Origin of the sequence: Eubacterium sp. BL-380-WT-2B (assembly GCF_009696115.1) — a bacterium.
In the GTDB taxonomy this organism is placed as follows: domain Bacteria; phylum Bacillota; class Clostridia; order Eubacteriales; family Eubacteriaceae; genus Eubacterium; species Eubacterium callanderi.
The window spans coordinates 142,391-157,234 of sequence record NZ_VUMP01000007.1 but is presented as its reverse complement, the minus strand read 5'-3'; the positions used below and the strand labels follow the sequence as shown (position 1 = coordinate 157,234).

10 protein-coding genes are annotated in these 14,844 nt (G+C 50.8%); 9 read left to right on the top strand and 1 reads right to left on the bottom strand.

What is annotated here, in order from left to right; all coding sequences use genetic code 11:
• Positions 1–36: 36 nt before the first annotated feature.
• From FYJ53_RS15155 to FYJ53_RS15125, 7 genes are all read left to right on the top strand, one after another.
• Complete coding sequence (locus FYJ53_RS15155) at positions 37–1,044, top strand: DMT family transporter (protein ID WP_013379253.1); 1,008 nt, start codon at positions 37–39, stop codon at positions 1,042–1,044.
• 12 nt (positions 1,045–1,056) lie between these two features.
• Complete coding sequence (locus FYJ53_RS15150) at positions 1,057–1,341, top strand: hypothetical protein (protein WP_013379254.1); 285 nt, start codon at positions 1,057–1,059, stop codon at positions 1,339–1,341.
• A gap of 10 nt (positions 1,342–1,351) precedes the next feature.
• Positions 1,352–2,761, top strand: a complete 1,410-nt coding sequence (locus FYJ53_RS15145) for a trimethylamine methyltransferase family protein (protein WP_177190696.1) — start codon at positions 1,352–1,354, stop codon at positions 2,759–2,761.
• Positions 2,762–2,959: 198 nt separating this feature from the next.
• On the top strand, positions 2,960–3,952 hold the full coding sequence (locus FYJ53_RS15140; RefSeq protein WP_013379256.1) for an AraC family transcriptional regulator: 993 nt from the start codon (positions 2,960–2,962) through the stop codon (positions 3,950–3,952).
• 65 nt (positions 3,953–4,017) lie between these two features.
• Positions 4,018–5,805: an ABC transporter ATP-binding protein gene (locus tag FYJ53_RS15135; protein WP_195840260.1), complete on the top strand. Its 1,788-nt coding sequence runs from the start codon at positions 4,018–4,020 to the stop codon at positions 5,803–5,805.
• Positions 5,805–7,547, top strand: coding sequence for an ABC transporter ATP-binding protein (locus tag FYJ53_RS15130; RefSeq protein WP_013379258.1), 1,743 nt, complete (start codon positions 5,805–5,807; stop codon positions 7,545–7,547). The genes FYJ53_RS15135 and FYJ53_RS15130 overlap by 1 nt, the downstream gene beginning before the upstream one ends.
• 230 nt (positions 7,548–7,777) lie before the next feature.
• Positions 7,778–9,379, top strand: coding sequence for a diguanylate cyclase domain-containing protein (locus FYJ53_RS15125; protein ID WP_148427499.1), 1,602 nt, complete (start codon positions 7,778–7,780; stop codon positions 9,377–9,379).
• A gap of 69 nt (positions 9,380–9,448) precedes the next feature.
• On the opposite strand, the gene FYJ53_RS15120 is transcribed toward FYJ53_RS15125, so the two are convergent.
• Positions 9,449–10,036, bottom strand: coding sequence for a TetR/AcrR family transcriptional regulator (locus FYJ53_RS15120; protein WP_013379260.1), 588 nt, complete (start codon positions 10,034–10,036; stop codon positions 9,449–9,451).
• 184 nt (positions 10,037–10,220) lie between these two features.
• On the opposite strand from FYJ53_RS15120, the gene FYJ53_RS15115 reads away from it, so the two are divergent.
• Together FYJ53_RS15115 and FYJ53_RS15110 are read left to right on the top strand one after the other, a co-directional pair.
• A complete protein-coding gene (locus FYJ53_RS15115) occupies positions 10,221–12,317 on the top strand; it encodes an RND family transporter (protein WP_148427501.1) in 2,097 nt (698 codons plus the stop codon).
• On the top strand, positions 12,307–14,613 hold the full coding sequence (locus tag FYJ53_RS15110; protein WP_154557462.1) for a hypothetical protein: 2,307 nt from the start codon (positions 12,307–12,309) through the stop codon (positions 14,611–14,613). Before FYJ53_RS15115 ends, FYJ53_RS15110 begins: the two co-directional genes overlap by 11 nt.
• The last annotated feature ends 231 nt before the right edge of the window (positions 14,614–14,844 follow it).

Below are 14,844 nucleotides of genomic sequence, written 5' to 3'. Positions count from 1 at the left end.
AAGAAAGGCGCTTTTCAAAATAGTAGGAGGAGAAAAATGGACGTTAAGGAAAAACTGTATCAAAAAAATCTTTCCATGGCAAAAAAGGGGTTGCTCTGGGGACTCATGGGCGGACTTTTGTACGGCATCAGTCCAATGTTTCAAACGCTTGGTATGGGAACCGAGCCTTTGAGCAGCGGCGCTGTTTTAGGTTTATGCGCGATACCGATGATCGTGGGGTGTCTTCAGGACTTTTCATCTGGAATATGGGTGTTAATTCCGAATCTGAAAAACGGGAAAGGAAGAGAGTACATCCGGTCCGTAAAAACCAAACCGGGGCGTTTTATTCTGCTGGCCTCTTTTTTCGGAGGTCTGATCGCAATGGCTGGTTTTACACTTGGTGTTTACTTTGCAGGACCGGTATATCCTGTGGCTATCAGTGCCACATTTCCAGCCATCGGAGCAGTATTATCCCGGATATTTTTAAAGGAAAAAATTTCGGGCCGCGGCTGGTGCGGTATTCTGCTGTGTGTGGCAGGAGCCATTACGGTCAGCTGGGCGCCGCCCTCTGGGGATACCTACCCGAACTTTTATCTGGGAATCGCCTGCGCAGTGTTAGCCTCTGTCGGATGGTCGCTGGAGGGCATTATCTCCTGTGCGGGAATGGATTTTGTTGATCCTGAAATTGCGCTCGGTATCCGCCAGTTTGCATCGGGAACCATGTTTTTGTTTGTACTGCCTTTTGTTGCCAGCGGTGTTAACCTGAAGGCCTTTGGACTGTTATTTTCCACGTTGCCGACCATGGCCTTTGTGTTTATCGCCATCGCGGGATTTGGCGCAGGTATCGGATACTTTTACTATTATAAGTGCAACAATGTCTGCGGCGCTTCGAGAGGGATGTCGCTGAATATTATCTATACGCTGGTTTCCGCTGTCCTGTCGGTTGTTTTTCTTGGAAGCGCCATCACAGCGACCTTTATTATTGGAATTATTGTTTTACTCTCAGGGGCAGTCATGGTTGTCGGGAAGCCGTCAGAGCTACTCTCGTTAAGAGATATCCGTTAGGAGGAAATGAAAATGGCAGAAACAATGCCCATGCGCTTTAATATTATCAAGCAGATTATGGAAAATCCGGAAGGGCTGAATCCACAGCAGGTTTATGAGCGGATTTTACCTTACTACAAAGGTGAAAAACAATGCAGCGAAAAGGAGATTGACGCTCAGCTGATGTCACTTAAGGGGACTGGTCTTGTGGAGATTACACATACAACAGAACGTTCAGATGGCTTTTTGGAATCGACCTATGTCATGACAGCTTATGGCAGGGAGCGCTCCCGAAAATACATTGGTGAATATTTATAAGGAGTTAAAAATGAGCCATATTCTTAAAAAAAAGGATTTAGAAACAATATATGAGAAGGTTATCGAAATTTTAGAACAAATCGGCATTACCTTTGGAACCGAAAAAGCCCTGGAGCTTCTTGGGAAAAACGGTGCGAAAATCGAAGGCAGCAAGGCCTTTATTCCAAAGGCGCTCCTGGAAAGATGTCTGGAGAGTCTTCCCAAATATGATTATGAAAATCAGGGACCCAAAAGGATCACAGCGACCTCTCCCTTTGGTATGGTGCCCACCATTCTGGATGATGAGACCGGTACATACCGAAGCGGTACAGTTGACGATGTGGTGAAAATGTATCAGCTCACCCAAACCTCAGACCTTTATGAATGTGCAAGTCCCTGTGTCATTGATCCTGTGGACAGCGACGCAGAGGATCTGTATGTTGGCCAGATTGCCATGCTCCTTCGCTACAGCGATAAATGGCCTTCCGTTGGAATAAGGGCAACAGCGCAGAACTCAAAGGACGGAAATCTATATCAGAGCGCGCGTAAATCCATCCGGCTCATCCGTGAGTTTTACGATGTGTGGGATGAGCCTGTAATGGGGCAGTCCATCTGTCCTATGTCCCCCCTTGCCTATGACTGGGAATGCCTTGATAATTTAACCGCGGCCATCGAGGAAAAGCAGAATATTATCCTCTGTCCCTGCAGCCTGACTGGGCTGACCGGGCCTGCGAGCCTGCTGGGACTGGTGATTCACGATATTGCCATCTCTCTGGCCGGGATCGTTTATGCTCAGCTGCTTTCTCCGGGAATTGATGTTTCCATCTGTTCCTGCTCAGGCGCGACGGATATGCGCAGCATTCAGCCAGCCTATGGAACCGTGGAATGTGTCTATATTGAAGGAATGCTCTATGAGTTCGCGAAGTATATGCAGATCGGCTGTACAATCTGCGGCGCGCTGTCCGATTCCGCAAAAGTGGATTACCAGGCAGGGGCAGAAAGCATGCTGACAACACTGATGCCATACTACGCGTCTGAAATTAACGAGGTCTGGTGCTATCCTGGACTGATGTCGGCCTGGTACTGCGGCAGCTTTGAGAAGCTTATTCTCGACGAGGAAATGATGCGCAACGTCAACCGGGCTCTTAAGGGCGTAAACTTAAAACTGGACCCCAAGCTGATGAGGAGCTTGACAGAAGCCCAGGAAAAAAATACTTTTCTCCAGGGCAAAACGCCGTCCGCCTACAGAAAAGACCATTATTTAACTAAAATTTTCAGCAAATACGGCGTTTCCCAGGATATCAGTCCGGAGAAAACAGATATCCGTTTAAAGGTAAAAAGGGAGATCGAGAACCGAATTAATGAGTATCAGGCTCCGGAAATCACCAAAGAGCAGAAAGAAATTTTGAAGCCTCACCTTCCTTCAAGGTGTTCGTTTTAAAAATAGAGAACCCGTATCGCCGCGATACGGGATGTGGGAGACGGTGTAAGCGAATAAAAAACCAGACAGCTTCTGTCTGGTTTTTTGCTGTTTTTGAGATTGGAACGAAGTTTTTTTATAAACTTGCCATAAAAGCATCTGAATGCTATAATGTATGCAAATAAAGTTAGTCTAGCATAACTGAAGGCGGGTGAAACAATGAAGATTGAGTGCGAACAGCCATACTGCAATTATATTGAGGTTCTCCAGCGGGACGCTGAAAAAACCATTTACCGCATGAACTGCGGCGACGGCGATGGGATCATGGTCTGCTATCCGGTTTTTGACGGGGTGGAGCTTTATTACAATGATTTTCAGGCCTTCCGGTGCAGTGAGCCCGGCAATCGGCCTGGCTCCAATTTTCTCGAAATTAACCACTGCCGCAAGGGCCGCTATGAATGCTGTTTTGGAAAGAACCATTTTGCCTATCTCAGCGAGGGGGATTTAGCCATCACAGGTTGGGATTTTCCCTGTGAAGCTTCCCGCTTCCCCCTCGGCTATTATAACGGCATCGAAATTCTCATCGACATCGCCCATGCCCAGGAGCACCTTTCCTGTGTGCTGGAGGGCATCGAAATCGACTTGGACAGGCTGAGACAGAAGCTCTCAGGTAATGAGGGATGCTTTGTGCTGCGGTCCACCAAAGAGATCGAGCACATCTTTGACGAGCTCTACCATGTAGACCCGCGGGTACAAAAGGGCTATTTCAGGATCAAGGTGCTGGAGCTGCTGCTTTTTCTGAGCATTACCCCCTTTGAAAGCGGCAGGGACCGGCGCCGGTATCTTTCGGCCCGTCAGGCCTGTGTGGTGGAGCAGATACACGATGTACTCACCCAAAACCTGGATCAGAACATTACCCTCGAGGCGTTATCGAAGCGCTTTGACATTGGCATGACCACCATGAAAAACTGTTTCCGGGCTGTGTATGGAAAGCCCATCAATACCTGGCGCAGGGAGTACCGCCTGCACGTGGGCGCCCGGATGCTCAGAGAAACTGATAAGAGTGTTCTGGAGATCGCCAACAGTGTGGGATATGAAAACCCCAGCAAGTTCGCTGACGCTTTCAGAAAACAATTGGGAGTCCCGCCTCTCGAGTACCGAAAAAATAATTGGCGGTTTGGAGCATTCCGCCTGCCCGGGGTAGAGACATAAAGGGGTTAGGAGTAAACTGTTTTTGTAGTTAGAGATAGCTAACTAAAAAGAGAAACAGAGGTGATATGATGCAACCACAAAAAGAGGCCCGGCGGGGGCTGTTTTCGTACGCGGGAAAGTATAAAGCCCTGTCCGTCTGTGCCTGTATTTTATCCGGGATCAGCGCGGTTCTGATCCTCATGCCCTTTATCTGCATCTGGCAGGTGGTGAGGGAAATTTTCGCGTTGCTGCCCAACGTGGGGCAGGCCCAGAATCTGAGCTGCTATGGCTGGCTGGCCGTGGCTTTTGCCCTGGCAGGAATCATTGTCTATTTTGCAGCCCTGATGTGTTCGCACCTGGCAGCTTTCAGAACAGCGCGCAATATGCGCAGCGAGGCGCTGCACCACATTGTCAGGCTACCGCTGGGCTATTTTAACCAGAACAGCAGCGGCAGGCTCCGCCGTATCATAGACGAGAGCGCAGGGCAGACCGAGGCCTTTCTGGCCCACATGCTACCCGATTTGGCGGGGGCCATTGTGACACCCTTTGCCATGCTGGCTATTTTGCTCATCTTTGACTGGCGGCTGGGCCTGGTGAGTCTGGTGCCCATGATCATTGGCTTTATCATCCTGTCACGGATGATGGGGACCAGCGTGAACACATCCATGCAGCAGTACCAGAACGCCCTTGAGGACATGAACTCAGAGGCTGTGGAGTATGTTCGGGGGATTCCAGTGGTCAAGACCTTCCAGCAGAGCGTTTATTCCTTTAAGAATTTTCACGCGGCTATCAGACGCTATAACTCCTGGGTAGTGGATTACACCCTTAAATGCCGCCTGCCCATGTGCGGCTTTACCGTGTCGGTCAACGGCGTTTTCGCCTTTCTGATCCCGGCAGGTATTCTGCTGATTGCCAGTGCGGTGGACTACAAAACCTTTTTGCTGAATTTTATTTTCTATATCCTGTTTACACCAGTCGTTACGGTCATGATGACAAGGATCATGTTCTCGGGGGAAAACGCTCTGATGGCCCGCGACGCGGCAAGGCGTATCGAAACGATACTCCTAGAAAAGCCTCTTGAAGAACCGGCAGTGCCTGTTAGGCCAGAGGGGGCGGGCATCGTGTTTGACCAGGTGCGTTTCACCTATTCAGGAAGCGATACTCCAGCCATCGACGGCGTCAGCTTTGAAATTCCAGAAGGCGCCACTGTGGCCCTGGTCGGCCCCTCCGGCGGCGGCAAGACAACGGCGGCCAGTTTGATTCCCCGTTTCTGGGATGTGCAGGAGGGACGTGTCTGCGTCGGCGGTGTGGATGTTCGCCAGATCGCTACCACCGACCTCATGGATCAGGTTTCCTTTGTATTCCAGAATACAAGGATCCAGAAGGCCAGCCTGCTCGAGAATATCCGCAGCGCCCGTCCAGACGCGCCAGCAGAGGCTGTGCTGGCAGCCGCCCGTGCCGCCAGATGTGAGGATATTTTTGAAAAGTTGCCCCAGGGTATCGATACTGTTGTGGGCACCAAAGGCGTTTACCTGTCCGGCGGTGAAGCTCAGCGGATCGCCTTGGCGCGGGCCATTCTGAAAGATGCCCCCATCGTGCTTCTGGACGAGGCCACCGCTTTTGCGGACCCAGAGAACGAATACCAGATCCAGAAAGCCTTCGAGGAACTGACAAAAGGGAAAACCGTTCTGATGATCGCCCATAGGCTGACCACCGTCCGGCATGCCGACTGCATTTTGGTCATGGAGAATGGCCGGGTAACAGAGCAGGGAACCCATGAAGCGCTGCTGGAAAAAGGCGGCACCTATGCAGCCATGTGGAAGGAATATCAGAGCACAGAGGCCTGGAAAATAACCGGAAAGGAGGCGGCCTGATGACTGCTTATTTTCAGAAAAAGTTTGCCCTGAGCGAGCAGGGCGCAAAGGATCTGGTCAAGGCGGTTTTTGCCTGTACCCTGACCGATGTGATCCTCATGCTACCCATTGGCCTTTTATACCTGGTCGCGACAGAGCTGGTTTCGCCCCTCATCGGGGGGGATGCCCCGGCGCCCAATCTGTGGTTTTATATTGGCGGCTCGGTAATTATCCTGGCCCTGATCTTTATCTTTGAGTACATACAGTACAACAAGACCTTTCTGGCCTCCTACGCCGAGAGTACGAACATGCGTATCCGGCTGGCAGAAAAGCTGCGGCGCTTGCCGTTATCCTTTTTCGGAAAGCGTGACCTGTCCGACTTAACCACCACCATCATGGCCGACTGCGCCGCGATGGAGACGGCCTTCTCCCATTATATCCCGGAATTCATCGGGGCAGTAGCATCGATCATTTTGGCTGGCATCGGGCTGTTTGTCATGGACTGGCGTATGGCGCTGGCACTTTTGTGGGTGCTGCCTGTGGTGCTTCTCATCATGGCGCTGAGCCGGGCACAGCAGAACAAGGTGGGCCGGCAGCACAACAAGGTAAAGCTGGACTGCGCCGACAGCATACAGGAATGTATTGAAACCGTAAGGGAGATCAAAGCCAACAACCAGAGCGGCCGTTATCTGAAAAAGATTGACGACCTGCTGGGCAGAAATGAGAAAATCCAGATCAGGGCCGAGCTCAACACAGCCATGTTCGTGGTAACCTCCCAGATGCTCCTGCGTGTGGGCATTGCCACCGTGGTGCTTGTGGGATCAGTGCTTCTGGTCAGCGGCCAGACCGATTTTCTGACCTTCTTGGTGTTTTTGATCGCCGCGACCCGTGTCTTCGACCCCTTATCCGGCGCGCTGATTAACCTGGCGGCCATCTACGCGACCATGCTCACCGTGGAACGCATGAAGGAGATCGAGGAACAGCCAGTCCAGGAGGGCAGCGAGCAGGCAGACTACCAGGGCTACGACATTGCTTTTGATCAGGTAGGCTTTGCCTATAACAGCGGGGAAACCGTGCTCGAGGATGTCTCTTTCACAGCCTGCCAGGGACAGGTAACCGCTCTGGTGGGTCCCTCTGGCGGAGGTAAGAGCACCGCGGCCAAGCTGGCCGCCCGTTTCTGGGATATTCAGAAAGGGCGGATTACCGTGGGCAGTACAGACATCAGCACTGTAGAGCCTGAAACGCTGCTGAAAAATTTTTCCATTGTTTTTCAGGATGTGGTACTCTTTAACAATACCATACTCGAAAATATCCGTATTGGACGGAGGAACGCCACCGACGAAGAAGTACTGGCCGCGGCACATGCCGCTCGGTGCGACGCTTTCGTCATGAAGATGCCCGACGGCTATCAGACCAAAATCGGTGAGAACGGATCTTTTCTTTCTGGCGGAGAGCGCCAGCGCATCTCCATTGCCCGGGCACTGCTCAAGGATGCGCCGGTCATCCTCCTGGATGAGGCCACCGCCTCGCTGGATGTCGAAAATGAGTCCCAGATCCAGCGGGCCATCTCCAGCCTGGTAAAAAATAAAACCGTATTGATCATTGCCCACCGCATGCGCACCGTGGCCGGGGCTGACAAAGTTGTCGTACTGGAAAATGGCCGGGTCGCACAGCAGGGAACGCCGGAAGCCCTCATGGAACAGGGCGGCCTGTACCGCCATATGGTCGAGCTCCAACAGCAAAGCGAGGACTGGGCCATTTGAATATAAAGAAGAAAAAGTCCATGTTAAAGATAGATGCTCCTTAAACGAGTCCAATTTTTATCGCTCTTTTCAACCCGTATCGCCGCGATACGGGTTCTTTTGCAATGGAAATTTAAGCATAAAAAATTTACGTTTAGAAATACAACCTATTGTTGAATGGTATGATTTCATATATAATATAAATATATATGGAACAAGGTGCCCGCCAGGGTATTTGAGGAGAGGTAACAATGGGGGAAGAAAAACGCAGAAATAAAAAAGCAGTCATTTTTGTGGTAACGTTTTTAGTAGTTAATCTTTTAGCCCTGTCGCTTATCACGATGTGGGAGTCCGTTTCGGTTAACCGGCGGCTGACAGCCCATGCAGAGGAGATCGGAGACGGGTTTGATGAGGTCATGGACAGCTATGAGCAGTCCTTTAAGCTCTTTGCGCAGATGATGGGGCGGGAGATCCAGAACAACCCGAACCCGGATATTTTGTGGGATTACCTGAAAAGTATTGACGCGCCCCTGCTGGCCATTGAGGGGGAAACCTTTGACGGCCTGTATATGTACTACCAGGGCCGGTATCTCTACAGCTGGGATAAGCCCTACTCGGCTTACGAGGAGACAGGCTATGTGGCCATAGAGCGCCCCTGGTACAAGGACGCTGTGGCAGGCAAGGGCGAGATTGTCTTTACGCCGCCCTATATGAGCTATGCCAACCATTATATTCTGACGACCATCTCACAGCTGCAGCCAGACGGCGAAACCGTGTTTGCCTATGATATTAAAATGGGGGATATCCAGAAGCTTGTCTCGTCCACGCTTCAATATGATGACGAGCAGATCATGATTTTTGATCAGAATGGCACGGTTATCGGGAGCACCAATACCGATTATCTGGGTGGAAACCTCAGAGCCAGCCTGGAGGATACCGCTCAGGCAGTGTCTTTGGCCCAGAGAGAAAAGGAAGCCCTTGACACCACCGATGAGGCCGGGCTGGCCAAGGCTGAGGAAAAAATCCAGTCGGCTGCTGCCTTTTACAGCTTCAGGCACAGCATCGACAGCGGCCTGTCCAGAGTGATGGATACAGAGCAGAAGGCTGTTACTGTGAAGCTGAGCGGCAGCCGTTATTACGCCTATCTGGACAGGGTGGACGGATACAGTGCCCTGGTGCTTGTCCCGGTGCTGTCAATGCTGAAGGGCACGCTTGAGGTCTGGCTGGTTCCCCTGCTGATCGTTGAAATCCTGCTGATCTATGTGCTGGGGCGGGTCAGCAAGGAGCAGAAAAACCGCGAGCTTAAAAATGCCTATATCGAGCTGGGCCAGACCCAGCGCCGGCTTGAGATTGCCCTGTCGGCTGCCAAGAAGGCCGCGGCTATCGATGAGCTGACAGGCATGATGAATGACCGCTCCTTCCGGAAGGAAATAGCCAGAACGCTGGACAATATGGACTCGGATGAAAGCGGCATTTTAATCATGATGGACGGCGACCACTTTAAAGAGGTGAATGATCATTATGGCCACAATATGGGCGATGAGGTCATAAAGCTCTCAGCCCAGATGATCATCGGCCGTATCCGGGTGGTGGATCTTGCCTCACGTCTGCACGGCGACGAGTTCGCCATCTTCGTGACCGACACAGCGGATTACGCCGTCGCCAGACGGATTGTGGAGGATATTAACGACACCATCGCGCGTGAAGCCAAAAAAATGAATATCCCGCCCATTACCCTGTCGGGCGGCGCGGTCATCGCCAGACACGGCGATACCTATATCGAGCTCTCAAAGGCAGCGGACAAGGCTTTATACAAGGCCAAGGAGACCCATGACGGCGGTTTTGCCTGCTGAGCCGGGAGACAGAATGCACAAATAGGATAAAAACCAGGCAGTCACTGCCTGGTTTTTTATTTTTTGGAATCAGGCTTTTTCACATTTTATAAAATCAATCCCGCTGAAAACAATCTGCTCAGCGATATGGGCCATTTCATCAATAGACTCCTGCATGCCCGTGTCAAGCCAATCTGAGAGCAGGCCAATCCACCCTGAGATGATAAAGGAATAAAAATAGGCGAACCTCGAGGTATCACAGGGGCTGAAAATCATCTGCCAGTTATGATAACAATGCTGGCGCACCAGCTCCTTGGTGCGATTGACAAAAGCGCTGTCGCCGTTGGGGCCCAGGAAAATCTGGAACAGCTCACTGTTCGTCTGGGCAAAACGGAAGATGTCCTTGCAAATGGGCAGAGGCGAGGATTTTAATTCTTTTACAGAGTGGCTGGAAAAGAGCGTGTCCAGCTCCTTAAACAGGTCGTTCTCGATCTGGGTGAGCATGTCGAAAATATCCTTATAATGCAGGTAAAAGGTTCCGCGGTTAATATCTACAAGGTCAGACAGTTCCCTTACAGAAATTTCATTAATGCTTTTTTCTTTTAACAGCTGTGTTAAACCTTCAATCAAAAGCTTTCTGGTTTTTCGGACACGCCGGTCTGTTTTTTCTGAAGTCATTTTAATCTACTCCTTTTTTATTTTTGCGCGTAAAATTCATGAAAAAATTCAACACAATTGTGCAGAATGTTGATTAATCATCAGCTTTTCAAAACATTGTTTATTGTGTTTTTCCTTCTCTTTTATTATAATTTACAGAAGTCAATAAATCAACAAATGTTTAATAATAGAAAGGAGTTAATTTATGGACCGATTTGCGGGTTTCATTGTAAAGCATCGGAAAACAGTGGTGGTCTTCTTTATTTTGGCATCCATTGTCTGTATGCTGTTAAGCAATCTGGTCGGGGTCAATTATGACATTATGGATTACCTGCCCGATGGAGTCCCCTCCACTGTTGCGCTGGACACCATGAGTCAGGAATATGACCAGGCTATTCCGAATATGCGTGTGATGGTAAAAACAGACAGTGTGTCAGAGGCCCTTGACTATAAAGCCAGACTGGCAAGTGTGGAGGGGGTGGAGGCGGTTGAATGGCTGGACGATGCAGCGGATATCTATGCGCCTATTGAGACCATTGACCAGTCCGTTACAGATGACTGGTACAAGGATGGTACAGCCCTGTACAGCGTTACTGTAAAGGATGAAAAGGAAACAGAAGCAGTGAACGCGGTGCGGGAGATCATCGGTGAGGACAACGCAATGACTGGCAGTGCAGTGGTGAATGCTCTGGCTCCGGTTATCACGTCAAAGGAGATATCGACCATCATGCTCTTTGTCATTCCGCTGATTTTGGCCATTCTTTTTCTGACAACCAGCTCCTGGTTTGAGCCGCTGCTGTTTATGTTCAGCATTGGTGTTGCCATTTTGATCAACCGGGGTACCAACCTGATGTTTGGTGAAATATCCTTTGTGACCAACGCGGCGGGAGCTGTTTTACAGCTGGCCGTTTCGATGGATTACTCCATTTTTCTGCTCCACCGCTTTTCAGAGTTCCGATCCGAAGGGCACGACGTGTCAGCGGCGATGGTTCTGGCTGTCAAAAAATCCACAGCGTCAATTTTATCCAGCGGACTGACCACAGTGACAGGCTTTGCGGCTCTGATTCTCATGCAGTTTAAGATTGGACCGGATATGGGCTGGGTCATGGCAAAAGCCATTCTGTTCAGCCTGATCGCTGTGCTGGTTTTATTACCCGCTGCGGCCATCTGTACCTATAAGCTCATTGATAAAACCCGTCACAGGCCCTTTATACCAGGGTTTGAAAGATTCAGCCGCTTTGCACTCAAACTCAGAGCGCCCTTTCTTATTCTTTTCTGCCTGCTGGTGGTGCCCTCGTTTTTAGCCAGCCAGAACAACCAGTTTATCTATGGAGCCTCCAAGATTTACAGCAGTGCAGCGACGCAGATGGGAAGGGATATGACCGCCATTGAGGAAACCTACGGCAAGTCAAGTCCTCTTGTGCTCATGGTGCCTGCAGGAGATATTACCAGAGAAAAGCAAATGAATGATGCGATCCTACAGGCAGAAAATGTGACTTCAGTCGTCTCTTATGTGAATACTGTGAGTGATGTTATTCCGCCGGAATTTACGCCGGAGGGCGAAATCTCAAAGCTTTATTCAGAGCACTACAGCCGGTTTGTTGTCAATATGGATATTGTGGAAACCGATCCCGGCGCATTTGAAAAAGTGGATGCTGTGCGCAGTATTGCGGCGGATTACTATGGGGATGGTGCGCTGATCGCAGGAGATTTGCCAAACGCCGAGGATCTCCGGAACACCATTGTACATGACAATATATTGGTTAACGGCGTGGCGGTAGGCTTTGTGTTACTGATTCTGATCTTTAATTTTAAATCACTGAGCCTGCCCTTTATTCTGACACTGGTGATAGAAGGATCGATTTGGCTGAATCTGGCGGTCCCTTACTTCAGAGGTGAGGAACTGAACTACATCGCTTATCTGATCACCAGCTCGGTACAGCTTGGTGCCACCATTGATTATGGCATTCTCTTTACAGACCGGTTTCTGGAAAACCGCCGCCTGCTGCCCAAGAAGGAGGCGCTGCGCTTAACCATCCAGAGCACAACCGTGTCCATTATGACCTCAGCCTCCATTATGACCATTGCCGGGTGCCTGCTTGGCAGGATATCGACCAACGCTGTTCTCAGCCAGCTGGGCGTTTTAATTGGCCGCGGGGCGCTGATCTCTATGACACTGGTCATTTTCGTATTACCCGCTATTTTGAGTGTCTGTGACGGCGTCATTGAGAAAACAACCTGGAAAGCAAGATTTTATAAAAAAAACGATAAATTTGAAAGGAAAGCAGCTTATGAACATTAGAAACAGGAAAGGGTCAAGGGCCCTGGCGGTTGTGCTGGCCCTTTTAATGATTTACGCCAGCATGCCGGCAGCCCTGGCGGCGCCTGCAACGGCCAAAAAAGATGAAAATGTGTATGTCAATTTGAACAAAAACGGCAGTGTGGAACGCATCTATGTGGTGAATGCCTTTGAGGTAGAAAGCCAGGGCACCATCACCGACTATGGCGATTACCAGGATACCCGGAACCTGAGTTCCCAGGCGCCCATTGAGGAAGATGGAACAGCTTACCAGGTGCAGGCAGCCGAAGGTAAATTCTATTACCAGGGCACCATGAAAACAACCGATACACCCTGGGTTATCAACCTGAGCTACAATTTGGACGGAAAGAATACACTGCCCGAGAACCTGGCAGGAAAAAGCGGACATTTGGTCATTACGATCAGCGTCCGGCAGAACCAGAAAATGGATCCGGCCTTTTTCGACAATTATCTCCTCCAGGCCAGCGTTAACCTGAACGAAAACTGTAAAAATATTCAGGCAGAAGGGGCGGCTGCTGCCAACGTGGGACGCGACCGACAGCTGCTTTATAATATTATGGCAGGACAGGAAAAGGAAATCATGATTCAGACAGATGTTGTGGATTTTGAGATGGAGGGCATCACCTTTAAAGGCATTCCTATGAGCTTTGATGCGGACAAGGGTATGATTGATATGAGTGAGCTGGATAAAAAGACAGCCGAAATCAAAGAGGCCGCCGCCGTCCTTGACGCAGGCGCGGGTGACATGCAGGAGGGCGCCTATGCACTGACCCAGGGCGCAGATACGCTGGACAGCAGCGCGGCCGCTCTCGCAGAAGGGGCCCGGAGCTTTGAAACCTCCGCCGCATTGCTCAGTGAAAGGACGGATGAGCTGGTGAGTGGTCTGGCGCTTTTAAATAAAAAGACAGCCGGTTTATCGTCTGGAGCCAGCGCGCTTTTCGGAGGTGTCAGCGGTTATGTGGATGGCGCCAGAACCTTGAGCCAGGCCACCGGTGTTTACATTCAAAACGCCGAAAATCTGGCGGAGGGCACAAAAATCTATGTGAACGCGGCCGATCAGCTGGCAGGCAGTATTGCCGGCCTGAAGCAGGTGCCTGGAAGCCTCGAAAGCCTCCGGAAGGGCATTGACCAGGCAGCAGATGAGGAACATCTCAGTCAGCTGGCCGCAGGAAGCCAGGCATTGAGCAGTGGACTGGCAGACTTGTATGAACAGACCCGGGACCTTGGGAATCTCAGCGGTGTGAGTGAACAAACAGACCAGTTGAAAAGCCAGATGACGGCTGCCGGAGCACGGATCAGTACGTGTTCACAGGATATTGAGGCTGCCAATTCGGCTGTCGGCAGCCTGACTGAAAAGCTGAAAAATGATCCGGACGCCCATAAGGCTCTGACCGAAGAGGAGTGGTCAGCGTTGGAGGCCAGCCTTAAAGCCATCGATGCGGACAGCCAGGAGCTGCTTTCAGTTGGAGAGGGAATCGGCCAGAGCGCGGGCGAAATTCCAGATGTCTCTGGGCTGGAAGGGCTGGCAGGTCTGCACGAAGCAGTCGGTGGACTCTCAACAGGCGCCGCCAGCCTGAACGCGGGAATAACCGCCCAGGCTGATGGCCTGTCCGCTTTAAAACGCGAGGCGGACACCTCGCTCCCGGCACTGGCTTCCGGTGTTGGGCAGATAACGTCCGGCGCAGAGGCTTTTCAGAACAGCGGCAGCGGCCAGAAACTCATAGAGGGGGCAGATGGGCTGACCAGTGGCGGCGGAAGCCTGTCCACAGCAGCCAAAACCCTTGCGGCCAGAGGCCAGGAGCTTGAAAAAGGCGCCGGCGACTTACAGGACGGCAGTGCGCAGTTGTCCGAGGCAAACCAAAAAGCAGAAGAAGGCGGAGCGCAGCTTTCGAGTGCGGCCAGGCAGTTGTCCGCTGGGGCGAAGACTTTGTCGGAAGGGGTTGGAAGCCTGTCGTCAGGCAGTTCACTGCTGGCGCAGGGAACCCAGAATTTGAAATCCGGCGCCGACAATATGAAGGATGGAACCCAGGCCTTTTCGGATAAAACACAGAATATCGACGCCGAAATCAATGATCAAATCGATTCGGCAGTAGATAAGCTTGCAGGAAAGAACTTCAAGCCAGTCTCCTTTGTATCCGGCCAGAATCAAAACGTAGCGAGCGTTCAGTTTGTCATGATGACAGAGGCAATTGAAAAGCAGGAAGTGCCAGCACCGGAAATACCAGCCGAAAAAACAGGCTTCTGGGATAAAGTAACCGCCTTGTTTAATAAAAAATAGGAATACCATTGGCCGCTGTCAAACATTTGACAGCGGCTGTTTTTGATCAGCTTTTCATAAAACCACCTGCTTCTGACAGAGAGGAGCTTTTATAATACCCCTGTACATTTAAGCCGCTTTTGGTATAATGAAGCTGAGTCCAAATTTCCAAAGGAAATTTGGCAGGGAGCAAGGAAAGAGCCGACAGGCGAATGGGCGACCGATAACGAAGCAAACGTCTTTTGCAGCAAA

Coding starts and splice junctions, on each gene's coding strand:
- FYJ53_RS15155 (WP_013379253.1), top strand. CDS start 37: ATGGACGTTAAGGAAAAACTGTATCAAAAAAATCTTTCCATGGCAAAA.
- FYJ53_RS15150 (WP_013379254.1), top strand. CDS start 1,057: ATGGCAGAAACAATGCCCATGCGCTTTAATATTATCAAGCAGATTATG.
- FYJ53_RS15145 (WP_177190696.1), top strand. CDS start 1,352: ATGAGCCATATTCTTAAAAAAAAGGATTTAGAAACAATATATGAGAAG.
- FYJ53_RS15140 (WP_013379256.1), top strand. CDS start 2,960: ATGAAGATTGAGTGCGAACAGCCATACTGCAATTATATTGAGGTTCTC.
- FYJ53_RS15135 (WP_195840260.1), top strand. CDS start 4,018: ATGATGCAACCACAAAAAGAGGCCCGGCGGGGGCTGTTTTCGTACGCG.
- FYJ53_RS15130 (WP_013379258.1), top strand. CDS start 5,805: ATGACTGCTTATTTTCAGAAAAAGTTTGCCCTGAGCGAGCAGGGCGCA.
- FYJ53_RS15125 (WP_148427499.1), top strand. CDS start 7,778: ATGGGGGAAGAAAAACGCAGAAATAAAAAAGCAGTCATTTTTGTGGTA.
- FYJ53_RS15120 (WP_013379260.1), bottom strand. CDS start 10,036: ATGACTTCAGAAAAAACAGACCGGCGTGTCCGAAAAACCAGAAAGCTT.
- FYJ53_RS15115 (WP_148427501.1), top strand. CDS start 10,221: ATGGACCGATTTGCGGGTTTCATTGTAAAGCATCGGAAAACAGTGGTG.
- FYJ53_RS15110 (WP_154557462.1), top strand. CDS start 12,307: ATGAACATTAGAAACAGGAAAGGGTCAAGGGCCCTGGCGGTTGTGCTG.